19 protein-coding genes are annotated in these 26,576 nt (G+C 59.3%); 7 read left to right on the top strand and 12 right to left on the bottom strand.

What is annotated here, in order from left to right:
- Positions 1-37: 37 nt before the first annotated feature.
- Positions 38-1,120, bottom strand: coding sequence for a heat-inducible transcriptional repressor HrcA (hrcA, locus tag BBOU_RS00195; RefSeq protein WP_026502891.1), 1,083 nt, complete (start codon positions 1,118-1,120; stop codon positions 38-40).
- A 390-nt stretch (positions 1,121-1,510) separates the two neighbouring features.
- Here hrcA and tkt point away from each other — a divergent pair, with 390 nt between their 5' ends.
- Both tkt and tal read left to right on the top strand, forming a co-directional pair.
- A complete protein-coding gene (tkt, locus tag BBOU_RS00190; RefSeq protein ID WP_026502890.1) occupies positions 1,511-3,610 on the top strand; it encodes a transketolase in 2,100 nt (699 codons plus the stop codon).
- 115 nt (positions 3,611-3,725) lie between these two features.
- A complete protein-coding gene (gene tal, locus BBOU_RS00185; protein WP_026502889.1) occupies positions 3,726-4,829 on the top strand; it encodes a transaldolase in 1,104 nt (367 codons plus the stop codon).
- A gap of 185 nt (positions 4,830-5,014) precedes the next feature.
- Here tal and BBOU_RS00180 read toward each other — a convergent pair whose 3' ends face one another.
- The 10 genes from BBOU_RS00180 to uvrA form a co-directional block, all read right to left on the bottom strand.
- Positions 5,015-6,562 (bottom strand): aminotransferase class I/II-fold pyridoxal phosphate-dependent enzyme, encoded by a 1,548-nt coding sequence (locus BBOU_RS00180; protein ID WP_081815513.1) that lies wholly within the window; start codon positions 6,560-6,562, stop codon positions 5,015-5,017.
- A 158-nt stretch (positions 6,563-6,720) separates the two neighbouring features.
- Positions 6,721-7,581: an HAD family hydrolase gene (locus BBOU_RS00175; protein ID WP_026502887.1), complete on the bottom strand. Its 861-nt coding sequence runs from the start codon at positions 7,579-7,581 to the stop codon at positions 6,721-6,723.
- Positions 7,582-7,759: 178 nt separating this feature from the next.
- Positions 7,760-8,035 (bottom strand): preprotein translocase subunit SecG, encoded by a 276-nt coding sequence (gene secG / locus BBOU_RS00170; RefSeq protein WP_412152187.1) that lies wholly within the window; start codon positions 8,033-8,035, stop codon positions 7,760-7,762.
- A 109-nt stretch (positions 8,036-8,144) separates the two neighbouring features.
- Entirely contained in the window at positions 8,145-8,945 is an 801-nt protein-coding gene (gene tpiA / locus BBOU_RS00165) for a triose-phosphate isomerase (RefSeq protein WP_026502885.1), read from the bottom strand.
- 136 nt (positions 8,946-9,081) lie between these two features.
- A complete protein-coding gene (locus BBOU_RS00160; RefSeq protein ID WP_026502884.1) occupies positions 9,082-10,287 on the bottom strand; it encodes a phosphoglycerate kinase in 1,206 nt (401 codons plus the stop codon).
- A gap of 172 nt (positions 10,288-10,459) precedes the next feature.
- Positions 10,460-11,482, bottom strand: a complete 1,023-nt coding sequence (gene whiA / locus BBOU_RS00155; RefSeq protein ID WP_026502883.1) for a DNA-binding protein WhiA — start codon at positions 11,480-11,482, stop codon at positions 10,460-10,462.
- Between the two features lie 153 nt (positions 11,483-11,635).
- Positions 11,636-12,577 carry an RNase adapter RapZ gene (gene rapZ, locus BBOU_RS00150; RefSeq protein ID WP_026502882.1) on the bottom strand — a complete coding sequence of 314 codons (942 nt, stop codon included), beginning with the start codon at positions 12,575-12,577 and terminating at the stop codon, positions 11,636-11,638.
- On the bottom strand, positions 12,574-13,596 hold the full coding sequence (locus BBOU_RS00145; RefSeq protein WP_051616730.1) for a shikimate dehydrogenase family protein: 1,023 nt from the start codon (positions 13,594-13,596) through the stop codon (positions 12,574-12,576). Before BBOU_RS00145 ends, rapZ begins: the two co-directional genes overlap by 4 nt.
- A gap of 66 nt (positions 13,597-13,662) precedes the next feature.
- Positions 13,663-16,026 (bottom strand): excinuclease ABC subunit UvrC, encoded by a 2,364-nt coding sequence (gene uvrC, locus BBOU_RS00140; RefSeq protein WP_026502880.1) that lies wholly within the window; start codon positions 16,024-16,026, stop codon positions 13,663-13,665.
- 66 nt (positions 16,027-16,092) lie between these two features.
- Positions 16,093-19,029, bottom strand: a complete 2,937-nt coding sequence (gene uvrA, locus BBOU_RS00135; RefSeq protein ID WP_438823425.1) for an excinuclease ABC subunit UvrA — start codon at positions 19,027-19,029, stop codon at positions 16,093-16,095.
- A gap of 253 nt (positions 19,030-19,282) precedes the next feature.
- On the opposite strand from uvrA, the gene BBOU_RS00130 reads away from it, so the two are divergent.
- The gene (locus BBOU_RS00130; protein WP_026502878.1) at positions 19,283-20,884 is read left to right on the top strand and encodes an ABC-F family ATP-binding cassette domain-containing protein; all 1,602 of its coding nucleotides are present in this window, start codon (positions 19,283-19,285) and stop codon (positions 20,882-20,884) included.
- A 32-nt stretch (positions 20,885-20,916) separates the two neighbouring features.
- On the opposite strand, the gene BBOU_RS00125 is transcribed toward BBOU_RS00130, so the two are convergent.
- Positions 20,917-21,663, bottom strand: coding sequence for an SGNH/GDSL hydrolase family protein (locus tag BBOU_RS00125; protein WP_231485593.1), 747 nt, complete (start codon positions 21,661-21,663; stop codon positions 20,917-20,919).
- A gap of 302 nt (positions 21,664-21,965) precedes the next feature.
- Between BBOU_RS00125 and BBOU_RS00120 the strand changes: the two genes are divergently transcribed.
- The 4 genes from BBOU_RS00120 to BBOU_RS00105 all read left to right on the top strand — a co-directional run bounded on the left by BBOU_RS00120 (position 21,966) and on the right by BBOU_RS00105 (position 26,473).
- The gene (locus BBOU_RS00120; protein WP_026502877.1) at positions 21,966-23,768 is read left to right on the top strand and encodes a bifunctional ADP-dependent NAD(P)H-hydrate dehydratase/NAD(P)H-hydrate epimerase; all 1,803 of its coding nucleotides are present in this window, start codon (positions 21,966-21,968) and stop codon (positions 23,766-23,768) included.
- 318 nt (positions 23,769-24,086) lie between these two features.
- Positions 24,087-24,626 carry a DUF4232 domain-containing protein gene (locus tag BBOU_RS08950; RefSeq protein ID WP_081888234.1) on the top strand — a complete coding sequence of 180 codons (540 nt, stop codon included), beginning with the start codon at positions 24,087-24,089 and terminating at the stop codon, positions 24,624-24,626.
- Positions 24,627-24,802: 176 nt separating this feature from the next.
- Positions 24,803-25,480 carry an HAD family hydrolase gene (locus BBOU_RS00110; RefSeq protein ID WP_081815512.1) on the top strand — a complete coding sequence of 226 codons (678 nt, stop codon included), beginning with the start codon at positions 24,803-24,805 and terminating at the stop codon, positions 25,478-25,480.
- Between the two features lie 69 nt (positions 25,481-25,549).
- On the top strand, positions 25,550-26,473 hold the full coding sequence (locus BBOU_RS00105; protein ID WP_026502874.1) for a LysR family transcriptional regulator: 924 nt from the start codon (positions 25,550-25,552) through the stop codon (positions 26,471-26,473).
- Positions 26,474-26,576 lie beyond the last annotated feature (103 nt).

Here is a 26,576-nt window from a genome sequence, read left to right as displayed (position 1 = left end):
TGGTTGGTTTCTGCAAGTATTGTGTCACAGGCCTATGTCAGCTGTCTGTGCCGGTGGTGTCTTCGCCGATGATGCCGGTGAGGTATCTGGCGACCGCCCTGACCGCGGCCATGGTGGTGACATAGTCCATGTGTGTCGGGCCGATTGAACCGACGAATGCGACCGGCTTGCCGGTTTGCGCGGTGGCTGAACCGTCGGATGCCGTCGCGTTGGTATGCCCGTATCCGCTGGTGACGACGGAGGCGTGCATGAGTTCCGGCGTATGCGTTTCCGAGCCGATGGCGACCCCCACTCCGTTTTCCGTCACTTCTTCGCTCAACGAATTCATCAGTCTCATGATGACGACTTGTTCTTCGAGCGCGTCGAGGAGCGGAGCCATCTCCGTGCCGGAATGCTGATGAGCGAGTTTCGATGTACCAGCCATGTACATGTCTGTGGCTTGTTCGTCTTCGGCCATACTGGCCAGCGTGCTGGAGAGCGCTTCGGCCAGTGCCGACAGTTCGCCGTGCTCGACCGTGGTTCCCACAGTGATGATGGTTTTCGCGGCCAGGGGCAGGGATTGTCCGCAGCAGCGCGCATTGACCGTTTCCGAGAAGGAGGTGAGCAGATCGGTGGACGGCAACGGCCGCACTTCCAGCGTGTGTTGGGCAACTCTTCCGGTATCGGTGATGATGACGGCGAGCAGCTTGCTCATGGATACGGGGACGATTTCGACGTGACGCAGGGTTGATTTGGACAACGCCGGGGAGGCGACGACCGCCACCTGTCCGGTGATGCGGGCGAGCAGTCTGGCGGCACGTTGCAAGGTGTCTTCGAGGCTGACAGATCCGCCGAGGAAATTGCCGATCGCTCTGCGCTGCGCGGGCGATAACGGCACGACTGTCGCCAAGCGGTCGACGAAGTACCGGTATCCTTTTTCGGTCGGCACTCGTCCGGCTGAGGTGTGGGGCTGGATCAGGTAGCCTTCATCTTCCAACGCGGCCATATCGTTACGGACGGTCGCCGAGCTGACACCGAGATGGTGGTTCCGTGTCAGCGATGTTGAGCCGACTGGTTCCTGTGAACGGATGTAATCCTCCACCACGGCGCGCAGGACCAGCATGCGGCGTGATTGCGTCATATGCGCGCCTCCTTGTTTGTGTTCGGTCTTGTTTTTCTATATTTTCTATGTATCCCTCGCGAGAATCCTGTCCGTCTTGTCTGTGAGTCGCAGGTCGTGCCTGGCGTGCGCAAGGGGGCAAGAACGGCTGGATCTCGTATGCGCGGTCGATACGTATTGTCTTAGCACTCTCGCGGCTAGAGTGCTAATCGGTTCATCGACAGGGAAATCCGCACATCCGGGATGTTCGTTTGCGTGATCAAGAGCACATGAATGTGTCATAACACGCCAAAAGCGAACCCCGAAGTCTGATGCAATAGATAGCATGGTAGGGCAATGTGAGGGCGTCCGTGGCGCGGCACAAGCCGAATGCGCGGCCACCCGAAGTATTGGAAGGAAAGTAGATCACCTATGACCGATTTCACCTGGTCTGAATTGGACGAGCGCGCCGTCAAGATGGCGAAGGTCCTCTCCGCCGACGCCGTCGAGCGTGCTGGACACGGCCACCCTGGCTCCCCAGTGTCCCTGGCTCCGATTGCCTACACGCTGTATCAGCACTACATCAAGCACGATCCGAACGATCCCAAGTGGGCCGGACGTGATCGCTTCATCCTCTCCGGTGGCCATGCTTCGCTCACGCAATACGTGCAGCTGTTCTTCTCCGGCTATGGCCTGACGCTGGACGACCTCAAGTACTTCCGTGGCGGCGCCGACACCCGCACCCCGGGCCATCCGGAATACGGCCTGACCCCGGGCATCGAAATGACCACCGGCCCGCTCGGCCAGGGTCTCGCCTCCGCGGTCGGCTTCGCCTATGGCCAGCGCTTCGAGCGCGGCCTGCTCGACCCGGATGCCGCTGAAGGCACCTCCCCGTTCGACCACAAGGTGTGGGTCATCTGTGGCGAAGGCGATGTCGAAGAGGGCGTTTCCTCCGAGGCCGGCTCGCTCGCGGGCAACCAGAAGCTCGGCAACCTCTTCGTGATCTTCGATGCGAACCACATCCAGATCGAAGGCGACACCAAGCTCACCTTCTCCGAGGACATCCTCAAGCGTTACGAAGCTTACGGCTGGTACACCGACGAAGTGTCCTTCATCCAGCCTGACGGCTCCTACAAGGAGGACGTCGAGGCGCTCGCCGCTGCCATCGACAAGGCGGAAGCTGTCACCGACCGTCCGCACTTCATCAAGGTCGATACGCTCATCGCATGGCCGACCCCGGGCAAGACCAACAACGAGGCGTCCCACGGCTCCAAGCTCGGCGCCGAAGCCGTTGCCGGCCTGAAGAAGGAACTCGGCTTCGACCCTGATGTCGACTTCCCGATCGACGAGGAAGCCCTCGCCCATGCCCGTAAGGTCGCCGAGCGCGGTCTCGAAGCCCACAAGGAATGGGACGAGAAGTTCGCCGCCTGGCAGAAGGCCAACCCGGACAAGGCCGCCCTGTACGAGCGCATCAAGGCGCACAAGCTGCCTGAAGGCTTCGACGAGGCCATCGACAAGTTCGAGGCCGCTCAGGAAGTCGGCAAGGGCGTCGCAACCCGTAAGTCCTCCGGACAGGTCCTCAACGCCATCGCTGAGGTTATGCCTGAGCTGTGGGGCGGTTCCGCCGATCTCGGTGGCTCCAACAACACCAACATCAACGGCGCCAAGTCCTTCGGCCCGTCCTCCGACGAGACCCGCACGTGGCCTGAGCAGTCCGAGTACGGCCGTCAGCTGCACTTCGGCGTGCGCGAGTTCGCCATGGGCGCCATCACGAACGGCATCCTGCTGGGCTCCGACACCCGTCCGTTCAACGGCACCTTCTTCCAGTTCTCTGATTACGAGCGTCCGGCAGTGCGTCTGGCCGCCCTCATGGAGATCCCGAACCTGTACGTGTGGACCCACGATTCCGTCGCCCTCGGCGAGGATGGTCCGACCCACCAGCCGATCGAACATCTGGCCGCCTTCCGCGCCATGCCGCAGCTCGAGGTCGTGCGTCCTGCCGATGCCTACGAGACCGCTGAAGCCTACCGTTACTTCTTCGAGAAGAAGAACACCCTCCCGACCGCGATGATCCTCACCCGCCAGGGTGTGCCGACGCTCGCCGAGACCAAGGACAAGGCCAAGGACGGCGTGCGTAAGGGCGCTTACGTGCTGGTCGACACCGAAGGCACCCCGGATGTGATCGTCATGGCTTCCGGTTCTGAGGTCCAGTGGGCCGTGGCCGCCGCCAAGACCCTCGCCGCCGAAGGCATCAAGGCCCGCGTCGTGTCCTTCCCGTCGATGGAATGGTTCGAGGAGCAGGACGACGAGTACAAGGAGGAGATCCTCCCGGCCGGCGTCAAGGCCCGCGTCTCCATCGAAGCCGGCGTTGCCATGCCGTGGTACAAGTACCTCGGCGCTTACGGCAAGGCCATCTCCATCGAGCAGTTCGGCCTGCAGGGTGACGGCGCTCAGAACATGATCGATCTGGGCATCACCGCCGAGCACGTCGTGGAGGCCGCCAAGGCTTCCATCGCCGAAGTGAACGCCTGATTCACGTTCTCTTGCCGGTATGAAGGGTACCTTGACCTTCGCACAGGAGACCTCAAGGTACCCTTTCATGTAGAATCAATGTGTTCCAACATTGGAATATAAGGAGTAACACAATATGACTGAAGCAACTCAGCGCACCAGCGACAATGGCGTGTCCATCTGGCTGGATGACCTGTCCCGCACCCGCATCGAGTCCGGCTCCCTGCAGGACCTCATCAAGAACAAGAACGTCGTTGGCGTGACCACCAACCCGTCCATCTTCCAGAAGGCCCTCTCCCAGGTCGGCCCGTACGATGCGCAGCTCAAGGAGCTTGGCAAGGTCGACGTCGAGACCGCCATCCGCGAGCTGACCACCACCGACGTGCGCAACGCCACGGATATCTTCCGCGACATCGCTGAGGCCACCGACTTCGTCGACGGCCGCGTCTCCATCGAAGTCGATCCGCGCCTCGCCCACGAGACCGAAGCCACTGAGAAGCAGGCTGTGGAACTGTGGGAGAAGGTCAACCGCCCGAACGCCATGATCAAGATCCCGGCCACCCTCGAAGGTCTGCCGGCTATCACCGCTACGCTCGCCAAGGGTATCTCCGTCAACGTGACGCTGATCTTCTCCATCGAGCGTTACGAGCAGGTCATCGACGCCTTCATCGAAGGCATCGCCCAGGCTGACGCCAACGGCCATGATCTCAAGCACATCGGCTCCGTGGCTTCCTTCTTCGTGTCCCGCGTGGACACCGCTGTCGACAAGCTGCTCGAAGCCAACGGCTCCGACGAGGCCAAGGCTCTCGAAGGCAAGGCTGCTGTCGCCAACGCTCGTCTCGCTTACAAGCTCTTCGAAGAGAAGTTCGCGAACGATCCTCGCTGGGCCGCTCTCGAGGCCAAGGGCGCCAAGAAGCAGCGTCCGCTGTGGGCTTCCACCGGCACCAAGAACGCCGCGTACTCCGATTGCAAGTATGTCGACGAGCTCGTGGCTCCGAACGTGGTGAACACCATGCCGGAGAAGACGCTGAACGCTCTCGCCGACCACGGCAACGGCGCTCCGTCCATCAAGGGCACCTATGAGGAGAGCCAGGCCATCATGGACAAGCTCGCTGAGCTCGGCATCAACATCAAGGATGTCACCGACCAGCTCGAGGCCGACGGTGTCGCCAAGTTCATCGCATCTTGGGATTCCGTGATCGCCGACGTGCAGTCCGGCATCGACCGCGTCAACGGCTGAGACAAGTTGAAACGACTGAGCTGATGGTGTAAGCGTCAACTCGTCCACAACGACTGGGCTCCTTCCCGCGAAATACGGGAAGGAGCCCAGTCGTATTATTGGTCAAGCGCGTTCCTACCAATACGCGTTGGGGCGTGACGATTCCCGCCACGCCCCCTGAATCAACGCTGATAGGTTGATTCCTGTCACTGGTGATAGGTTGACAGGAAGGTCTCCAACTTGCTGGTTGCATCCTTCAGCACTTCGATACGTGGCAGATATACGACACGGAAATGATCGGGATGCTGCCAGTTGAAGCCGCTGCCTTGGACGATGAGCAGCTTTTGCTCACGAAGCAGGTCGAGTGCGAACTTCTCGTCGTTCTTGATGCCGAAACGTTTGACATCAAGCTTGGGGAAGATATAGAATGCAGCTTTCGGTTTGACTGCGGATACTCCAGGAATGGAGTTCAGCGCCTGATAGATGTATTCGCGCTGCTCATAAATCCTGCCTCCCGGCACAATATAATCGTTGACACTTTGATGGCCGCCGAGTGCCGTCTGAATAATCGATTGCGCAGGCACATTCGAGCAGATCCGCATGTTGGTGAGCATGTTCAAGCCTTCAATATAATCCTTTGCAATCGCTTTGTTGCCGCTGAGCACCATCCATCCGACACGGTACCCGGCAATCATGTGCGATTTTGACAGCCCGGAGAACGTCACACAGAACAGGTCGGGAGCCATCGACGCAATGGAGACATGTTTGAGGCCGTCCATGACCAGACGGTCATAAATTTCGTCGGAGAAAATCATCAGCTGATGTTCCCTGGCAAGATCCACAATCTGTTGGAGGACTTCGGGCGGATACAGGGCACCCGTCGGATTATTGGGGTTGATGATGACAATCGCCTTGGTATGATCGGTGATCTTACGTCGCATATCCTCGATATCCGGATACCATTCCGACTGTTCGTCACACACGTAGTGAACTGCTGTTCCGCCGGCAAGCGTGACGCAAGCCGTCCACAGCGGATAATCAGGCGAAGGGACGAGCACTTCGTCACCATTATCCAACAGTGCTGACATGCTCAGGTTAATCAACTCGCTGACACCGTTACCGGTGTAGATGCCGTCGATACTGACGTTCGGGATGTTTTTGATCTGCGCATATTGCATGATGGCTTTACGAGCGGAGAACAGGCCTTTGGAATCAGAGTAGCCTTCACAATCGGTAAGCTGCTGCGCCATGTCGTACACGACCTCATCCGGGGTACGGAAGCCGAATGGCGCGGGGTTGCCGATATTGAGCTTGAGCACATGCGTGCCGGCTGCTTCCATGCGGGCGGCTTCATCGACGACCGGCCCCCTGACGTCATAGAGCACATTGTCAAGCTTTGATGATTTGCCGAAATGCCGCATGGTGGTTCCTTTCGTAGATGCAGACGTGGCGGGCGATGGATCAGATGGGGAAGAAACCGATGGCGCGTCCTCGGTGTTGAAAGAAGACGCGTCTTGTGACGGGGCCATTGTGTCGCTCTCCCCTAGCAGCCAAGCCTGGTTGACCCCGAGCATCGCGGCCAGAGCGCGGGCCGTATCGGCGCGCGGAACGGTTTTTCCGCTGACATACTGACTGACGTGGCTTTTGCCGAGATGGATACCGTATTGTGGTGCGCGCCTGACAACGTCTATCTGCTTGAGGCCGCGTTGCCGCATCGCCTCAGTGAGACGTTGCGCGAAAGTTCCTTCTGCCATGGCACTCCAAAGTTCAAGTTTGGTTCAATCTTAGAAGATACTATATCACCGACCGTACATCGTTGAACCTCGTGTCCAAACATTGAACTTTTCATCGCTTATCGACAGGGTTCAAATCACAAACCGTTCAAATCCTGTTGGCACAAGGCGAAATCCTTTTAGAAACGCCAGTATCGTTCAATCCACTGGGCTACGCCATCCTCATTGTTGGATGGGCAGATGTCATCGGCGATGGCGAGTACTTTCGGATTGGCATTTGACACCGCCACACCGGTTCCCGACCGCCGCATCATGGCGATATCGATAAGGTCATCGCCGAACGCAACCGTTTGGGTGAGCGGAATATCCATCGCCGCACAGATAGTGTTCAGCGATTGCTCCTTGTTCGCCAGCGGGTTCATGAGCATCCACATCGATCCTTCGGAAATACTCACGGAGAAATCGTCGGGAACCAGCGAACCCAGCACCGTCCACTGCTGTGGGTCAGGGAAGATGATGATTTTATCGGCGACACCTTGCGGCACGTCGGTGAAGTCCGTGATGACAAAAGTCTGGGTTTTCCAATACACACTCACATCGAAATTCGTGTACCGCACGTCATCCATCACGATACCGATCTTCAGACCGGGAAGCTCATGTACCAGAAAACGACAGACTTCGCAGGCTCGCTGTGAGGAGAAACCGATTTTCAGCAGATGCCCGTCATCGGGAAGCACACCACTGGTCAGCATGTCCACGTCGGATGACATTGGATTCATATCAATAAGCGCGCCATTGAGATATACGCAAGCGTCTACCGGTAAGCGAGAAACCACGTCATATCCGGTGCTGACGGGTCGAGCGGTTGCGACGGCAAACCTCACGCCGTACTCATCATGCATACGCCATATGGTATCGACCGCGCGGCTTGTGAGGAACCGCTCTTCGAATGTCGGCGCGTCATGCATGAGCGTCCCGTCCAAGTCGGCCACCACGAGCCGAACATCGCGAACCGTATTCGGGAATGTTCCCGTCCGCATTGTATATGCTTGCCTGCCCATTCGTATCCTTCCGTATCGCTCTATACCAACAATAACCGGTTCATGCCGGATTATGCCGCTGGCCTCGGTCACCTTACCCGCGTATACGCAAATCCGCCCTGCCTCCCACATTGAAGGCAGGGCGGATTTGCGTCTGGCATTTGCCGAACCGTTGGATTCAGCCGCCGATGTTGAACTTCATGAACAGGTCAAGCGTGATAATCAGCGCGACCCACAACAAAGCGATGATAACCGTCCAGCGATTCAGGTTCTTCTCAGCGACACCGGAGGAGCCTGCATTCTGCGTCAGACCACCGCCGAACATATCGGACAGGCCGCCTCCCTTACCCTTGTGCATGAGGATAAGCAACGTCAGCAGGAAGCTGAGGATGACAAGAAGAATCTGGATAACCAGCTTAAGAACAGCCAAACCTGACACGAGTTGAACCTCCATTGTGTGAAACTTATCCCAGCATAGCGCAACGGCCGGATTATTGCACGCGTGTGGCGTATGCCATGATTGCCGGCTCACGATGCGTACCATCATTCACCCTGTCCGAGTATCATGCGGACACGTCGGACTTGGCTACGATTGCGACGATATCGGCGAGTTCTTCGGCGTGCAGCGAGGCGCCCCCCACAAGGAAACCATCAACATCAGGCTGGCGAATGAGCTGGTCCGCGTTCTTTGACGTCACCGATCCACCGTATAGGATGCGAAGATTGTCGGCTGTTTGACCTCCGAACGTTGCACGGATGTCATCACGAATCGCTTTCGCCGCATCCTGCGCGGACTGCGGCGTGGCAACCATACCGGTGCCGATCGCCCACACAGGCTCATAGGCCACCAACAGCCGCGAAGCCTCCTCTATGGACAGGTCCCTAGTGACATCGCGGACCTGTCCGACAGCGAAATCAAGCTCGATCCCCTGTTTGCGCTCCTCATAACTTTCACCGACACACAGAATCGGACTCATTCCCGCCGCCAGCACCGCTCGAACCTGGTCGACGATATTCGCATCGTCCTCAGGATGATATTTGCGGCGTTCCGAATGGCCGACAATCACATACGAGCAGCCGAGTGCGGCAAGCATATCAGCGGACACGTCCCCGGTGAACGCGCCTTGTGATGTCACGGAAACGGATTGCGCCCCATAGGAGATAGGAAGATCATCCGCTTCGACAAGCACTTGCACGCTGCGAATCGACGTGAACGACGGCATCAATGCGACTTCACAACGCCGGTAATCGATACGGGCATCACGCAGCAGCCAAGCGAACTTCTGCACGAAGTACGTCGCTTCGAGATGGTTGAAGTTCATCTTCCAGTTGCCTGCCACCAAAGGAATACGTCTCACCGCCATGCACAGCTCCCATCATTTTCGGTTGCTTCTCCAACTATATCCCGCTCGCCCGCAATCGCATCACAAACGCATGTGCGGGCATGCACAAACCATGCATGCCCGCACATCGATATTGCACTCTACCGCGAAGCGGCCTTTACTCGAGCACCTTCAAGCCAGGCAGTTCCTTGCCCTCGAGGAATTCGAGGGAAGCGCCGCCACCGGTGGAGATATGCGAGAAGCCGTCCTCCGGGAAACCGAGGTTACGCACTGCGGAAGCGGAATCGCCGCCACCGACGATAGTGAACGCGCCCGCCTTGGTCGCGTCGACAAGACCCTGAGCCACGGCGCGAGTGCCTTCAGCGAACTGGGCGACTTCGAACACGCCCATCGGACCGTTCCACACGACCGTCTTGGAATCGACGATCTTATCGTGGAACAGCTTCTGGGACTCCGGGCCGATATCGAGACCCATCTTGTCGGCCGGAATGGCATCCGCCTTCACGACTTCCGGAGCAATCGGAGTGTCACCGGCCGGGAATCCGGCGTTGACGACGATATCCGTCGGCAGAACGAGCTCAACACCGGTCTTCTCAGCGGTCTCGATATATCCCTTGACGGTTTCCAGCTGATCTTCTTCCAGCAGCGAGGTACCCACCTCGTAGCCCTTGGCCTTGAGGAAGGTGTACACCATGCCGCCGCCGATAACCAGACGGTTGGCGCTGCCGAGAAGATTCTCGATCACGCCAAGCTTGTCCGACACCTTGGAGCCGCCGAGCACGACGGTCAACGGACGCTCAGGGTTCTCAGTAGCGCGGGACAGTGCCTTGACTTCCTTCTCAACGAGCAGGCCGGCGGCAGAAGGCAGGAACTTCGCGACAGAATAGTTGGATCCCTGCGCGCGGTGCACAACGCCGAAGCCATCGGAAACGAAGACATCGCCGAGTTCGGCGATCTTCTTGGCATAGGCGTCACGCTCAGCCTCGTCCTTGCTGGTTTCTTCCGGGTTGAAGCGCACATTCTGGAGCAGAACAACATCGCCGTCGTTCATCGCCGCGACCTTGGCATGGGCATCAGCGCCATACGTATCCTCAGCAAGCGGGACGTTCACACCGAGCAGTTCACCCAGACGCTTGGCGACCGGCGCCAAAGACAGTTCGGGAACGACCTTGCCCTTCGGACGGCCGAGATGAGCCATCAGAATAACCTTCGCACCGTCAGCGCGCAGAGCCTCGATAGTCGGCAAAGCGGCGCGAATACGGCCGTCATCGGTGATGGTGGTGCCATCCAGCGGAACATTGAAATCTGCGCGAACCAGTACGCGCTTGCCCTTGAGATCTCCAAGATCCTTCAGTGTCTTCATGAATATCCTTTCCTAACCGCATGCCACACAAGCCATGCGGGAAGATGGTGACGTTGGTACGCCACTTGCGATAATACAGGCAACAACGAACAAAGAAACCGCCATTCGCAAGCTGCGAATGGCGGTCACGGGTGCTGTTTGAGGTGTTTGACCGGTATTGCCCCGGTATGCCTTATTCGGCCTGCCGTTGGATTTTCTGCGCTTTCTCGGCTTTCTGGAGAAGGCGACGAATACGGCCGGCGATGGCATCCTTACTGATCGGCGGATCGGCAAGACGCCCCAATTCTTCAAGGCTCGCCTCACTATGGTCGAGACGGAGCTGACCTGCTGCCCTGAGCTTGGGCGGAATATCGTCGCCCAGAATCTCGAACGCCTCTCGTACCTTCTTGGTGGCTTCCTCCGCCGCTTTGGCGCTGCGACGCATATTCGCATCATCAAAGTTCGCCAGACGATTCGTCTTGCCACGTGGCTCGCCATCAGTGCGTTTCCCCGTCCACTCCCTGGCGGAGCGGGGAGCACCGAGAAGAATCAGCAGCCGTTCGATGGCGTCAGGGTCACGCAACGTGACGCGCTCTGAGCTGCGCACTTTGCGGGTTTTCGCGCTGATACCAAGACGATGCGCCGCCCCTTGCAAAGCGAGTGACGCTTCATGGGTTGGGCATACGACTTCGAGATAGCTGGCCGTACCGATGTCTGAAATGAGGCCATGGGCCATGAACGCACCACGCCAAGCGGCTTTGATCTGCGGGATCTTGCCGTTCACGATTTCAGACGGGAGCCCCCGCACGACGCGACGGGTACGCGGATTATACAGTCCAAGCCATACGGCAAGACCCATCGCTCCACGTTCGACCACCACATTGTACCGTTGAAGAATCTGGCCTTGCGGGGTCTGATGACGTACCGACTTGATTTTCGCGTCGAACTTCGGCTGTTTCGCGGCATTCTGTTCGTGCACGGGTTGTCTCTTCGCGACTTCCTGCGCCTGATGCTGGAATTGATTGACAATAGCGTTATGCAACCATTTCGCGGCTTCAAGCGAGTCAAATTGCGCGAACAGCACTATCTGCTTGTTGCTGGTCTGGCGAAGACCGCCGCCAAATTGGAACATGGCGGCAGCTTGGGCCACCATCGCGGCTGGCAAGTCATCGTCGATTGTGGCGAGTTCGCTATTGACATCATCGAGAAGAGCCAAGAGCCAACCTCCTACTTCCTGTTTCTCTTCGTATTGACCGTTCCTGCAACGGTGGTATCCCGGCAGGTCGGCAACGGCTATCTGTCATATCCAATATCTTGGACAAGAGTACGTCAAGCCGTGTAAATTCTTCTGTCAGCTTTCGTCATTCGGTCAAGACTGACGGAGATGACGGTGAAGTTCCCTCGCTGAGACCGTGACGGACAAGCCCTGTGAGCGCAAGCGCTGCGCCAGAGCATTGCTCATGGCAACCGAGCGGTGCTGCCCCCCGGTACACCCGATGGCGATGGTCACATAGTGCTTGTCTTCTTGGGCGTAGCCTTCAATGGCGATGCTGATGGCTTTCTGATAAGCGTCAAGGAATTCCTGGGCACCCTTGCTTGACAGCACGTAATCGCTGACAGGTTGGTCAAGCCCGGTGAGTTCACGCAATGATGGGACCCAGTACGGATTGGGCAGGAATCTCACGTCGGCGACGAAATCGGCGTCAATGGGGATGCCGTATTTGAAGCCGAAGCTGAAAATATGCACCGATACCGTGCTCGGCCCTGAACCGAGCATGGATTCGTACAGTTTGGTCGACAGCTGATGGATGCTCAGTGAGGATGTATCGATGACAAGATCAGCACGCTCCTTGAGATTCGCCAACAGTGAACGCTCCTCGAGGATACCGTCGATAAGACGGTTGCCGTGTTGCAGCGGGTGCGGGCGTCGGACTGACTCGTAGCGTTTGATGAGTACCTCATTGTTGGCGTCGAGGAACAGGATGCGCGTCTTGACGCCAAGATCATCCAAATGGCTGATGACTTCGGACAGGTCGTCGAAGTAGCTTCTTGATCTGACATCGATGACCGCGGCGAGTTTGTGGACTTTTGAACCGGATGAGGTCATCATGTCGACCAGCGGGATCAGCAGCTTCGGGGGAAGATTGTCGACAACATACCAGCCCATGTCTTCCAAAGCGTCGGCGGCATGGGTACGTCCGGCGCCGCTCATACCAGTGATGAGCATGACTTCGAATGAATCGGCGGGGTTTGGCTGGTCGTCCTTACCGGCGGTTGCTTCTTGACGATGCTGTGTGCTGGCCTCGATCATTTCATTGCCTCCCGTAACGCTGCTCTCATTGCATCTTCCAGTGTGCCATCGACTTCATCCATATCCACTGGTTTGCCGGCTGTCCAGGCCTGTGCTCCGCGACCGGTCATGAGACAGACTTGGCCGATGGCCTGATACAGGAGCATCTCCTCTCCCCCGATCGATATGCCGCCCGCTTGGCTCCACGCGTGGTTGAGCTCGCTCGGATGGGGATCGTAGGCAACGTCAAGCAGGGTGCCTTCGACGTGCAGATCAGATGCCACGAGTTGGTGTGCAAGACCATCCGCGGCATGCGCGGGCAGTGTGCTGATGATGATCTGATAATCTTGGATTCTTCCCGCCGCGGCTTCAAGGCTGATGATGTCATCAATCCTTGGCATGCCGGGCATGCCTGCCGAGTCTGGATGCTCATGTAAGGCAACGATGTCACGGTTGCGTTCCGGGTGCCGTGCCGCCACGGTGATGCCGTCCACGGATACGTCTTGCGGCGTGCGCAGTTGGGCAAGCGCCGCTATGGCGGACATGGCCGTGTTGCCGTTGCCGATGACCAGTGCGCTGATGTCGCCGCTCGTGCGCGGGTATGTTCCTTGGGACTGCCATGCGTGGCGCACCGCCAAGTCGATGCCATCGACGTCGGTGTTATATAGCCGCATGAGCGGCAGCCCCGCATTGCGCGCCGGGGCGGAATGTGCGGGAGTATCCCAGTCGAAGACGACGGTGTTGGCAACATGCAGGGTTGTCGCCCAGGTGTTCGACGGGACACCGTATGGCTGGATGGTGCGCTTCAATGGCATGGTCAAACTCAAACCACGCCAACTGTCATCAAGGGACCCGAGGAATCCCGCCAGCGCGTCCTCTCCCACCTCGTAACGGTGATACGACCATGATTGTTCGAGGCCAAGCGCACGGTAGGCGGCTTGATGGAGCACAGGTGACAGGGAGTGTGCGATGGGTTTGCCGAGCACCGCACACTGGTTGGCGCAGGTCGGTGCGCCGAAGGAATCGGGAATGGTGATCATGGTTGTCGCTCGCTTTTCTCATGCATGTGGTGTCGGCATGAGGCCGGCATATCATGCAGACAGACATCACCCATGGTAATCGGTAGGTTTGTCTTCCGCGTGTAATGCTTGGTAGATGGCTTGTGCTTTGGCATGGCCGATGCCTTTGACGTGTTCGAGCTGCTCGATGCTCGCCGCCCGCATGGCGCGCACGGACCCGAAGGCGTTGAGCAGTCGTTTCTGGTATGCCGGTCCGATACCGGGAATGTCATCCAACGCGGAACGCAACATGCCTTTGCGTCGTGTTTGCCGGTGATAGGTGATGGCGAATCGGTGCGACTCGTCGCGCACACGTTGCAACAGGTACATGCCTTCGGACTGTCGTTTGAGGATGATCGGATAATCGTCATCCGGGACCCAGACTTCTTCGAGTCGTTTCGCCAGGCCGCATACGGCGACATCATCCACGCCGCAATCGTGCAATGCTTGAGCGGCGGCCATGACTTGCGGCTTGCCGCCGTCGACCACGACAAGATTGGGCTTATAGGCGAAATGCCTGCGCTGCGTGTTCTGTTGGATGATGCTGTCCGAATCGCCGTCTGCCGCCTGACGGTTCCGACCGGACTCGCCTGTCCGGCTGTCCTGGTCGTTCGTCGCATGCTCGATGCGGCGCTCGTTGTCCATGCTGTCGCCGGAGTCTCCGGCGATGTTGCCGTGACGGAATCGGCGGGTCAGGGTTTCATACAATGCGCTCAAATCATCAAGCGCGCCATTACCGTCGCTACCTTTGATGGCGAAACGGCGATATTCGGATTTTTTCGCGATCGCGTCTTCGAACACGACCATGGACGCGACCTGGAAGGCCCCACCGACAGTGTTGGAGATGTCATAGCATTCGATGCGCAGTGGCGCCTGCGGCAGTCCGAGAGCGTTCGCAACATCGTTCATCGCCTCGCTGCGGGCGCCAATATCGCTGATCCGGCTCATCTTGCTGCGCTGCAACGCTTGAGCGGCGTTGTCGTTGGCGCGTTCCATCAAAGTGCGTTTCTCGCCTCGACCGGGAACGCGGATGGTAACAAGCGATCCGCGTTGGGCACTGAGCCATGCTTCAAGGTCTTCCCGTCGTGAGGGCTCTATCGGCATGAGGATTTCGCGTGGGACCGGGGCGATCGGTGCCAGCAGGTCGGCGCGACCGGTCTGTTCCATCCGCTCATGGCGGGTTCTGGTCGCCTGCGCCCTGGCGAGGCTGTCTGAGGCGGTCACGCGCTGCGTCGCCCCGATGGCGTCCCGGCGTTCAAGTACATGAATCTGGGACGTCGCGCCTGTGTTGTCATCACGGTCTGTGTGGTCCTGCTCGTGCAGCAGGTCGGAATACACCTGCATGATGAGGTCGGCCATCAGGTCGGCATCATCAATGTCTTCGACCCGTTCGACGGTCCAGTTGCGTTCCCCCCGGATGGAGCCATCCCTGACGAAAAACACGTGGACAGAGGCTTCGAGTTCGTCAGAGCAAAGGCCGAACACGTCGGCGTCGACATCTTGGTCAAGGACGACGGAATTCTGTTGCATGACGGTTTGCAGCATGGCGATCTCATCCCTCAGGCGTGCGGCACGCTCGAAGTCAAGGTCGTCGCTGGCGGCTTTCATGTCGCGATTCAGTTGGGCGACATACGATTTGCCGATCCTGCCGGTGAGGACGCCGACAAGCCGTTCGCATTGTTTACGATGGTCCTGTTCGCCGATACGTCCGACGCAGGGCGCTGAACATTTGCCGATGGATGCCAGCAGGCACGGCCTGCCGGTCAATTGGGCTTTGCGGAACACGCCGTCCGAGCAAGTGCGCACGGGGAAGGTTTTCAGCAGCCGGTCCAGACTGTGCCGCAGATCCCATACTTTCGCGTAGGGTCCGAAGTATCTGGTGTCCCGACGCTTGCGATTGCGTGTGATCCATACCCGCGGCACGCTTTCGCCGACGGAAACCGCGAGATACGGGTAGGTTTTATCGTCACGGAACACGACGTTGAAGCGGGGATCGAACTCTTTGATCCACGTGTATTCGAGGGTCAGCGCCTCCAACTCCGTGCCGACAACGGTCCACTCGAGGCTGCGGGCGGTGAGCACCATGGTCTGGGTGCGCGGGTGCAACTGGTCAAGCGGCTGGAAATAGTTCGTCAGACGATTGCGCAGGTTCTTCGCTTTGCCGACATAAATGACGCGACCTTCGCCGTCACGCCACTTGTAGACGCCGGGCTCGGCCGGAATATCGCTGGTTTTGGGACGGAACAGGTCCCGGGAATCACCGAGCAGCGGAGCCCCGTTAGCGTTCACCCCTCGTTTGGCGTCGGTGGCACCATCCGATGCCGTGGTCGTCTCGGCACCGGATTGGGAGGCAAGCATGGCGTCCGCCGTAGCTTGCCAGCGTTCGGGGCTATGCCGTTCGATGATGCCCATACGATTCGTATTCCTTTCAGTCCCGGTACAGTACAGAACAACCGTCCTGCGTCAATCATCCGTCAATCAGAGCATGTCCTTGAGGAATCGTCCTGTCCAACTGTTTTCGTTCCTGGCGACTTGCTCAGGAGTGCCCTGCGCGACGACCGTACCGCCGCCGTCACCGCCTTCAGGCCCCAAATCAATGATCCAATCGGCTGACTTGATGACATCGAGGTTGTGTTCGATGACAATGACCGTGTTGCCTTTATCGACCAATCCTTGGAGTACCAGCAGCAGCTTGCGGACATCTTCGAAATGCAGACCGGTGGTCGGTTCGTCGAGAATGTACACGGTTTTGCCGGTGGAACGGCGCTGCAGTTCCGTAGCGAGTTTGACACGTTGCGATTCGCCGCCCGACAGCGTGGTCGCAGGCTGACCAAGCCGAATATAGCCAAGACCGACCTGGGTGAGGGTGTCAAGATACCGGGAGATGGACGGATACGCTTTGAAGAAGCGTGCCGCCTCTTCAATGGGCATGTCGAGAACGTCGGCGACCGATTTGCCGTTGTACTTGACTTCCAAGGTTTCACGGTTGTATCGCTTGCCATGGCATTCTTCGCACTGAACATAGACATCCGGCAGGAAGTTCATCTCGATTTTCAACGTGCCGTCACCATGGCAGGCTTCGCAGCGGCCGCCTTTGACGTTGAACGAGAATCGTCCCGGACCGTAGCCTCTCACCTGAGCTTCGGGGGTCTTGGCGAACAGGGTACGGATCTTATCCCACACCCCCGTGTACGTGGCAGGATTCGATCGCGGTGTTCTGCCGATGGGGTTCTGATCGACATGGATGACTTTGTCGCACTGTTCGATGCCTTCGATCCTGGTATGTTTGCCCGGGACCATGCGTGCGCCGTTGAGCTTGTCGGCGAGCACCGGATAGAGGATCGTGTTCACCAGCGTGGATTTGCCTGAACCGGATACACCCGTCACGCAGGTCATGACTCCGAGCGGGAAGTTCACGTTGATGTTCTTGAGATTGTTCTCTCTGGCTCCAACAACGGTGAGCCGCCGATCCGCGTGGGTACGGCGACGGCGTTTCGGCACTTCAATCGCGCGGCGCCCGGCGATGTAATCCCCGGTGATGGAACGTGGCGCGTCGACGATATGCGCGGCCGGACCGGAATAGACGACCTCACCACCGTGTTCGCCGGCGCCCGGGCCGATATCGACCAGCCAATCCGCGGTTTCGATCGTCTCCTGGTCATGCTCTACGACAATCAGGGTGTTGCCCAAGTCGCGCAAATGGTGCAGGGTGTCGATCAGCCGCTTGTTGTCCCGCTGATGCAGCCCGATGGAAGGCTCGTCCAACACATACATGACGCCGACGAGTCCCGATCCGATTTGCGTGGCGAGCCGGATACGCTGCGCCTCGCCGCCGGACAGGGTTTTCGCCGCACGGGACAGGCTGAGATATCCAAGACCGACATCGTGGAGAAACGCGAGACGGGCTTTGATTTCCTTGACCACTTCACCGGCGATTTCAGCGGCGGAACCCTCCAAATGGAGTTCTCTGATCCACGCGAGGCTTCGTTCGACCGGCATGTCGCACACGTCGGCGATGGATTTGCCGCCGACGGTGACGGCAAGCACCTCCGGCCGCAAGCGTTTGCCGCCGCACGCCTGGCAGGGCACTTCACGCATATACGATTCGTAATATTGTTTCATCTGGTCGGAGTCCGTCTCGTCATGGCGACGCATCAGCGTGCGCACGACGCCTTCGAAACCGGTCGAATACTCGCGCAGTCGCCCCCAACGGTTGCGATAGGAGACTTTGACTTGGAAATCATGGCCGTACATGATGGCATGTCGGACATCCTCGGGCAGGTCCTGCCATGGCGTATCAAGGTCGAAGCCCATCTCTTCGCCGAGGCCTTCCAACACATGCCGGTAGTAGTCGCCGGTTCCCTTGGTCAGCCCCCACGGTTCGATGGCGCCTTCGTTGAGTGTTTTTGACGGGTCCGGGATGACCAGATCCGGATCGATTTCCAGGTTATACCCTATACCGGTGCATTCGGGGCATGCCCCATAAGGGGCATTGAAGGAGAATGTGCGCGGCTCGATTTCATCGAGCTCAAGTTGATGGCCGTTCGGGCACGCCCGTTTTTCGGAGAACGGACGCCTGCGTGCGGGGTCATGCTCGTCGAGGTCCACGAAATCGGCGATGACCAAGCCTTTGGACAGTTTCAGTGCGGTTTCGATGGAATCGGTCAGGCGCTGGCGGATACCATCCCTGATGACCAAGCGGTCGACCACGACCTCGATGGTGTGTTTCTTCTGCTTGGTGAGTTTGATGTCATCGGACAGCTGCCGCATTTCGCCGTCGATCAGCGCACGGGCGTAGCCGTCGGAGCGCAGCAATTCGAGCAGGTCGACGAATTCGCCTTTGCGTCCGCGCACGACCGGTGCCAGAATCTGGAATCGTGTACGTTCCGGCATGGCAAGCAGCGCGTCGACCATCTGCTGCGGGGTTTGTGCGCTCACCGGCTCACCGCACACCGTGCAGTGAGGTTCGCCGGTGCGCGCGAACAGCAGGCGCAGGTAATCGTAGATTTCAGTGATGGTGCCGACCGTCGAACGCGGGTTGCGGTTCGTGGTTTTCTGGTCGATGGACACTGCGGGGCTGAGTCCTTCGATGAAATCGACGTTCGGTTTGTCCATGCGTCCCAAGAATTGACGGGCGTAAGCGCTCAAGGATTCGACATACCGGCGTTGCCCCTCGGCGAACAGAGTGTCGAACGCCAGAGACGATTTGCCTGATCCTGACAGCCCGGTGAACACCACCATACGGTTGCGGGGAATGGACAGATCGACGTTCTTAAGGTTGTGTTCGCGAGCGCCTTGGATGGTGATTTTCAGGTCGTTGGGGATGCGGCTGATATCGGCGATGAGGGAACCGTCGTGTTCCCGCAGCGGCGCTTTGGCGAGCTCCTTGTGTAGGAATGAATCGCTGTCGAGGATATGCTCGGTCGCGGTGGGGCGGTGCTGGTGTTGCGCCTGTTGTGCTGTGCTCACGTCTTGCCTCCGATAGGTGTGGTACTGGGTTCTAGGATACAGCCAAGCACGACGAAAATCGAACATTTGTTCGATGATGCGTCGTGTCGTCGGAGTGCGTTGTGCGTGTCGCGCCACGGTACGATCGGCACGTCGGCTCCTCATGGGTAAGATATGCCGTTGGACTTTGACCCGACGATGAAAGAAACGGCAGGTGGGCATGGCTATCGAGGCGAAGGGACTGGAGATTCAGATCGGTGCGCGTACATTGCTGCATCCCACCGACTTCCATGTCGTCAAGGGCGACAAGATCGGTCTGGTCGGCCGTAATGGTGCAGGTAAGACGACGCTGACGCGTGTGATCACCGGCGATATGCTCCCTGCCGCGGGTTCTGTGCGCATCTCCGGGAAACTCGGGTATCTGCCCCAGGACACTCATGCCGCCGACCCGACGCAGACCGCGTTGGACAGGATGATGAGCGCTCGAGACATCGCGACGATCATTTCACGTTTGCGCAAAGCGGAAAAGGATATGACCGATCCCGACCCCGACGTGATGAACAAAGCGATGAACCGGTATGACAAAGCCATGCAGGATTTTGACAAGGCAGGCGGGTACGCCGCCCAGTCCGAGGCGATTTCCATGGCCGACAGCCTTGGCTTGCCGCAGGAAGTGATGCAGCAGCAGCTTGGCACGCTGTCCGGCGGTCAACGGCGGCGCATCGAATTGGCGCGCATCCTGTTCTCCGATGCGGACACGTTGATTCTTGACGAGCCGACGAACCATCTGGACGCGGATTCCATTGAATGGCTGCGCGGCTATCTCAAGCGTTTCGAAGGCGGCTTCCTGGTGATTTCCCATTCCACCGAGCTGCTTGACGAGGTCGTGAACAAGGTGTGGCATCTCGATGCCCAACTCGGCCAAATTGATATGTACTCACTTGGCTGGAAAGCCTACCTGCATCAGCGGGTGGTCGACGAGGAGCGCCGCCGCCGTGAACGCGAGGTGGCGGAGAAGAAGGCCGAGCGGCTGATGAAACAGGGTATTCGCCTGCATGCGAAGGCCACGAAGGCGGTCGCCGCCCAGAATATGATGCGGCGCGCCGAACGGTTGCTGGCTGAGACGAGCGAGGCGGAGAAGAAGGAGAAAGTCGCCGATATCCGTTTCCCGGAACCGGCGCCTTGCGGCCGCACCCCGATTATGGCGAAGGACATCTCCAAGGCTTTCGGATCGAATATCGTGTTCGCCGGCATCAATCTTGCCATCGATAAAGGCTCGCGCGTCGTGATCCTCGGGTACAACGGCGCCGGAAAGACGACAACCTTGCGCATTTTGGCGGGCGAAGAGCAGCCGGATACCGGTGAGGTGGTGTATGGTCACGGCTGCAAGATCGGCTATTTCGCGCAGGAGCACGACACGCTGGACATGGATGCGACCGTGCTGGAGAATCTGCAGCATGTCGCGCCTGAACTCGATGACACGCATACGCGTTCAATCCTGGGCAGCTTCCTGTTCTCCGGCGATGACGTGATGAAACCGACGAAAGTGCTTTCCGGCGGCGAGAAAACCAGACTGGCGCTCGCCACGCTGGTGACATCACGCGCGAACGTGCTCTTGCTGGATGAGCCGACCAACAACCTCGATCCGGTGTCACGCGATGAAATCCTCAAAGCGATCGCGAAATACGAAGGCGCAATCGTGCTGGTCACCCACGATGAGGGCGCCGTTGAGGCGTTGAACCCCGAGCGCGTGCTGCTCATGCCTGACGGCGACGAGGACCTGTGGAGCGACGGCTATCTGGAGCTCGTCGCCGAAGAGTGATCAGTGATTTCGGGGTCGTCTCGGCCCTGTATTCACAGTTCGGAGGTCATCCACCCGCCGAGCAGTTGCCCGACCCGTTCCGCCATGCACTGGTATCCGTATACGCTGGGGTGGAACCTGTCATGCGCGTAGAACCTGTCGCGGTCCGCATGCACATCCTCATGGGTCATGTCAAGGAATCTGACGCCGTAGCGCTCGCAGATTTCGCGGCTTGCCTGGGTCTGTTCATCGGTCATGCCTTCGATCACATGGCGCAAGGACTTTCCCAAGGAAGGACTGCGGTACAGCTGGGCAGCGCTGAATACGACCACATGGTCAGCGCGGTCCTTGGCCAGATCAAGCGAAGCCGACAAGTCGTCGCACCACTGGGCGATGGTCCTGCGGGCCATCAGGTCGTTCGATCCGGCGCACAGCACCATGAGATCCGCATGATCATCGACTTGCGGGAGCAAGCGGTAGCGTACACGGCGCATCGTGGCGCCGAGCTTGCCGACGGCGCGCCAGTCAACCGGCCTGTCGAGCATATCTGAGAACACAGATGCCATAGCCGGGGTGAATCCCTCAGACTGGTCTTCGACCCCGCAACCGGCGATCATGGAATCGCCGACCGCGACGAACGACAACGCTTCGCCATCCGCCGACGCATTGACGACACCATGCCGCTCCCCCTGCGGCTCTGGATCAAGATGTATCGTATGCTGCGCCCACAACGCCTCAGCAGCCGCCACAATATTCATGCCCATACTCCTGTCTTCTCCCGGCGATACGCCGACGCTCATGCCACCACTGTACCGTTCACGGGGCGACGAGCGCCATGCGTGACATCCGATGCCGCCATGCAAGCGGCTCGAGATGTGTCCGCAAGCCTCGCCGAGCGGATATGAACGTAGCCGGAGCCCTCACACCGTCCCGTGCGATGGACCGTCACCGTCAGACCGATGCAGCGCATACGGAACCAGCCAGATCATCCCGTCCGCGGCGTCGGATGCTGAACCGCCCAAGGAGGGACTAGAGTGGAGATAGCGGTCCTGGTGCCGGGCGCAGCAGGCCTGAACGCCATTGATAGGAAAGGGGCCATGCCATGGGTGGAAGCATCGATCACGAACGTCTGCAAATGCTCAAGTTCAACGCGTACGCCGCAGACACGGTACGCGAATTGGAGCGGCCGCTGCTGGACGACGGCGTGCCGCTGATGCGTATGGCGGCGGCAGCTGCAGCGCATGAGGCGGAACGCATGCTGGGCAGCCAGGCGGTCGCGCTCGAGGACGCCAATGTGGTTGTCCTCGCCGGAGCCGGTGACAACGGCGGCGATGGCCTGTTCGCAGCAGCGCAACTCGCCGGCGATGACGTCCAAGTCACCGTGGTCGCCGTGGGACGCGCCCTGCATGACGATGGCTTTGCGGCGTTCGCGCACAGCGGCGGACACGTGCTGGTGCTCGACCCGGAAGCCGAGATCCCCGGCTGTGTGAGCGGCTTTTCCGCAGGCGAAGCCGGAGAACGGCTCCGCGTAGCCGTCGAGCTTGCCAATCACGCGGATCTGATTGTGGATGCGATGACGGGTATCGGCGTTTCGGGCGCATTGCATGGTATCGCGGCGACGCTCGCCTCAGCGCTGCTTGACTCGTGGAATCCTGACGGAGGGGCTGATATCGAAGCCGCGCACACCCAGACGAACGACCGGCCGCTGATCCTTGCCGTGGACACGCCTTCAGGAATCGGCGTGGACGACGGCACAGTTCCCGGTCCGTGTCTGCCTGCCGACCGGACGGTGATGTTCGGTGCTCTCAAACCTTGTGCCATGCTGCCTCCGGCATCGTACGCCTGCGGCAAGGTCACGCTGGTCGATTTCGGATTCGATATCGATGAGGCGGAGCCCGCCGCGGAGATGATGGACGCCGACCTAGCGTCATCCTCGATTCTTGTACCGTCCGTACGTGATATGAAATACACGCGCGGGGTCGTGGGTCTGGTCACCGGGTCCACGCGATATCCGGGAGCCGCGGTGCTCGGTTCATGCGCGGCAGCGAAATCCGGCATCGGCATGGTCCGTTACTTGGGGCCGCAGCGCACACAGGACTTGGTGCTGCACGCGCTGCCTGAAGCCGTCATCGGCAAAGGACATGTGAACGCCTGGGTTGTCGGTTCTGGAGTTCCCGCATCAGCGGACACGGCCGACGGTGAGGATATTCAGCGGGAGACGATTACAAGACTCCTCGCCCATTATGCGCGCACCGACGAGGATAAGTCTCAGGGAGAGGATTCGTCGGCACAGGGCACCCGTCCCGACGCGATGCCGCCGATTGTCGTGGACGCCGGTGCGCTCGACCTGCTGCCCGCACGGGTTCCGGCCAACGTGGTGATCACACCGCATGCCGGGGAACTGGCGGGGCTGCTGACCAGGCTTGACGCTGCGGACGGGTCGGTGGACGCCAGCCAAGTGGCGGCGGCCCCCATGCATTATGCACAGCTTGCGCATGAGTTGACCGGTGCGACCGTCGTGCTCAAGGGTGCGGTCAGCGTTATCGCCGGAACAGACCCCTACGACAGCGGCCGTACGCGGGTGCTCCTGTGCGGTCGCGCTCCGGCATGGCTGGGCACTGCCGGTGCGGGAGATGTGCTCGCAGGCATCATCGGGGCGTTGCTGGCCCAATCCGATGTATCCGGATCGTCCGATGACGCTGCGATAGCCGATACCGTCGCCGCCGCGGTGTACGTGCACGGTCTTGCCGCCGCCATCGCTTCGCATTCGACGCAATGCGGGTGGGATGCACCGGAAATCTACGGCGTCAGCGAGCGCGGCGCACGATATGATGGCGGGGAGCCGATTATCGCCAGCGACGTGGTGCGCGCGATTCCGCGTGCGATCGCCGAGCTCATCGGCTGAGACCCGCGCACGTCAGGTTCCCCGCTTTCAGCGAAGGTACAGGTACAATGAAGCCATGGCGTGGTCGCACGCGTCAATGGCAGGGAGAACGGTAGCAGGGTTTGCGCGCTTCACAGAGGAAGGACATATCATGATGGTTTCCCGGTATCACAATGATTCCGACAGTTTGTCGGCCGGTATCGGTTCATCGCAACGATTCGGGTTGCATTCCCCGGGTCGGGCACGTTTGGCGATTGTGTTGACCGCGATGTTGCTGGCCGGTTCCCTGTGTGCGTGCGGCTCGACGTCCGGTGATGGCGCGAGCCCGTCCGCCTCGGCATCATCCCCTGCTGCGTCGCAATCCCCCTCTCCACTGCCTCGGCGTCCTCGCCATCCGCCTCGTCATCCTCGCCGTCAGCCTCGGCGTCATCCTCGGCTTCCGCCGCGGTATCGAGTGCATGCACTACGAAGGAACTGACCGCGAAGCTGACGCAAGGCGCAGGCGGCGGAGCGGGAAGCTCTTACCCGTATCTGGTATTGACCAACTCCGGTTCGCGAACCTGCACGCTTCGCGGATATCCAGGCGTTTCCTTACGCCACGGGGACACGCAAATCGGAGCGGCGGCGGAACGCGACCGCACGGTCGACGCCTCCACGATCACACTCCAACCGGGGCAATCCGCGCACAGCGCTCTGCGAATTGTGAACGCGGGGAATTTCGACTCTTCGGCTTGCACGCCGACAGATGCGGACACGATGCTCATCTATCCGCCGGATCAGAAGGAATCCATCAGCATCGATGCCACGGGCATCACCGGGTGCGCGAACGGTGACACCCAGATTCTGTACGTCCAGGTCTTCCAACAAGGCGAGGAGTGAGGAAGCCCTGTTTGCGATACGTTTTCCGATCCGTTCATGTCCACGATACGCCGGTCTAAACGGTCCGGGGGGCTGTTGCCACTAGACTGTGGTGCGGGCTTCGTCAGCGGCGGAGCCGACTGATCATTTGACGCGCCGTCGGCGACCACGACCGAGGCCCATCAGGAAGGGACAGCATGACAACACCGGCAAGTCACACGTTGGCAGGACGGCAGGAGACGGCATCAACGCCGACCGGCATCAGCGATGTCGTGTTCGATTTTTGCGGTGTACTGATTGACTGGCAGTGCGCCGCCGCGTTGCGCGGTCACTACCCCGATAGTTTGGTGGACCGGATTTGCGCCGCGGATGATCCGTACGGCTTTTTCGATTACGAGGATCGGATGGATCATGGTGAAGCGCTCGCGGATATTCTTCCGGATGTCAGGAACGATCATGGCGATGAGATCGCGGATATCTTCGCCGATTACATCGCCCGGTATGATGATTCCCTGACGCGTATCGTCCCGGGTATGCAAGCTCTGCTTGAGGATTTGAAAGCCGCCGGATACGGTGTGTGGGGGTTGACGAACTGGTCGTATGAGACGTTTCATTTCGCGTTCGAGAAGTTCCCCCGGCTTGAGGAACTGTTGGACGGGACCGTGGTGTCCGGTGTGGAGAAGCAGTTCAAACCCAATACCGGGTTCTACCGTCTGGCGATGGACCGGTTCGGTATCGAACCGGCGTCCAGCGTGTTCTTTGACGATACGCCGCGTAATGTCGCTGGCGCACAATCCGCGGGTATGCGAGCGTTCGTGTTCGAGAACGCGTCCCGCGCCCGCCATGACTTGCAATCATTGGGCGTGCGGGTCTGAGTGAACCGCCGGCCGGCATACGGATATAAGTAACCCGTTCTTGACATTACCGTGATATAAGGTTCCTTTATGACTCTGCTGCAATTGAAGTATATCGTCAAAATCGTCGAATGCGGTTCGATGAACGAAGCTTCCCATGAACTGTACGTCTCCCAGCCCGCGCTGAGCTCGTCAGTCAAGGAGCTGGAGCATGAGCTGGGCATTGAGATTTTCACCCGCTCCTCCCAAGGCATCGCGTTGACCGTGGACGGCGCGGAATTCCTCACCTATGCCCGTCAGGTCCTTGACCAGGCTTCCCTGCTCGAGGAACGCTACAAGAACGCGAAGCCCCGCAAGCAGCTGTGCAGCGTCTCCACCCAGCATTACATGTTCGCCGTCGAAGCGTTCGTCGAGATGATTAACTCGATCAAATCCGACGAATACGAGTTCACCATCCGCGAGACGCGCACCAAGGACATCATCAACCAGGTCGCCAACATGCAGTCCGAAATCGGCATCCTGTATCTGTCCGATTTCAACAAGAACGTGATCAACAAGCTGCTGCGCGAAAAGCATCTCGTATTCCACCCGCTGTTCCGCGCGAACCTGCACGTGTTCATCTCACGCAACAACCCGCTGGCCGGCAAGAAAAAAGTCACCATGGAGGATTTGAAACCCTTCCCGTTCATCCAATACGAGCAGGGTGCCGAAGGCAGCTTCTATTTCGCCGAGGAAGCGGTGTGGCCGGAATACTCCCCCAAGCAGATCAACGTGACCGACCGGGCGACAATCCTCAATTTCATCATCGGCCTCAACGGGTACACCGTGTGCACGGGCATCGACAACGGCGACCTCAACAATGAGAAAATCGTCACCGTGCCGTTGGACACGGACGAGACGATGCTGCTCGGGTGGATCACCAACGAGCGGGCGAAACTGTCGACCGCGGCGCAGACCTATCTGGACAAGCTGCGCACGGTGATCGCCTCGCACGGCTACAAGCTCATCGACTAGGCCACCGACCGGCGCGAGGCGTCGACCCCTGCCCGCTGAAACGGCGTTCGGCCGGGAACCCTGTGCGGAGGTTCCCGGCCGAACGCCGTTTCAGCAGTGTACG

This window comes from Bifidobacterium boum (assembly GCF_000741535.1).
In the GTDB taxonomy this organism is placed as follows: Bacteria; Actinomycetota; Actinomycetes; order Actinomycetales; family Bifidobacteriaceae; genus Bifidobacterium; species Bifidobacterium boum.
This window is presented reverse-complemented; position numbering and strand designations above follow the sequence as displayed.

Excerpts from the sequence above, each read along its gene's own strand:
- hrcA (WP_026502891.1), bottom strand. The coding sequence starts at position 1,120 with ATGACGCAATCACGCCGCATGCTGGTCCTGCGCGCCGTGGTGGAGGAT.
- tkt (WP_026502890.1), top strand. The coding sequence starts at position 1,511 with ATGACCGATTTCACCTGGTCTGAATTGGACGAGCGCGCCGTCAAGATG.
- tal (WP_026502889.1), top strand. The coding sequence starts at position 3,726 with ATGACTGAAGCAACTCAGCGCACCAGCGACAATGGCGTGTCCATCTGG.
- BBOU_RS00180 (WP_081815513.1), bottom strand. The coding sequence starts at position 6,562 with ATGGCAGAAGGAACTTTCGCGCAACGTCTCACTGAGGCGATGCGGCAA.
- BBOU_RS00175 (WP_026502887.1), bottom strand. The coding sequence starts at position 7,581 with ATGCGGACGGGAACATTCCCGAATACGGTTCGCGATGTTCGGCTCGTG.
- secG (WP_412152187.1), bottom strand. The coding sequence starts at position 8,035 with ATGGAGGTTCAACTCGTGTCAGGTTTGGCTGTTCTTAAGCTGGTTATC.
- tpiA (WP_026502885.1), bottom strand. The coding sequence starts at position 8,945 with ATGGCGGTGAGACGTATTCCTTTGGTGGCAGGCAACTGGAAGATGAAC.
- BBOU_RS00160 (WP_026502884.1), bottom strand. The coding sequence starts at position 10,287 with ATGAAGACACTGAAGGATCTTGGAGATCTCAAGGGCAAGCGCGTACTG.
- rapZ (WP_026502882.1), bottom strand. The coding sequence starts at position 12,577 with ATGATCGAGGCCAGCACACAGCATCGTCAAGAAGCAACCGCCGGTAAG.
- BBOU_RS00145 (WP_051616730.1), bottom strand. The coding sequence starts at position 13,596 with ATGATCACCATTCCCGATTCCTTCGGCGCACCGACCTGCGCCAACCAG.
- uvrC (WP_026502880.1), bottom strand. The coding sequence starts at position 16,026 with ATGGGCATCATCGAACGGCATAGCCCCGAACGCTGGCAAGCTACGGCG.
- BBOU_RS00130 (WP_026502878.1), top strand. The coding sequence starts at position 19,283 with ATGGCTATCGAGGCGAAGGGACTGGAGATTCAGATCGGTGCGCGTACA.
- BBOU_RS00125 (WP_231485593.1), bottom strand. The coding sequence starts at position 21,663 with ATGAGCGTCGGCGTATCGCCGGGAGAAGACAGGAGTATGGGCATGAAT.
- BBOU_RS00120 (WP_026502877.1), top strand. The coding sequence starts at position 21,966 with ATGGGTGGAAGCATCGATCACGAACGTCTGCAAATGCTCAAGTTCAAC.
- BBOU_RS00110 (WP_081815512.1), top strand. The coding sequence starts at position 24,803 with ATGACAACACCGGCAAGTCACACGTTGGCAGGACGGCAGGAGACGGCA.
- BBOU_RS00105 (WP_026502874.1), top strand. The coding sequence starts at position 25,550 with ATGACTCTGCTGCAATTGAAGTATATCGTCAAAATCGTCGAATGCGGT.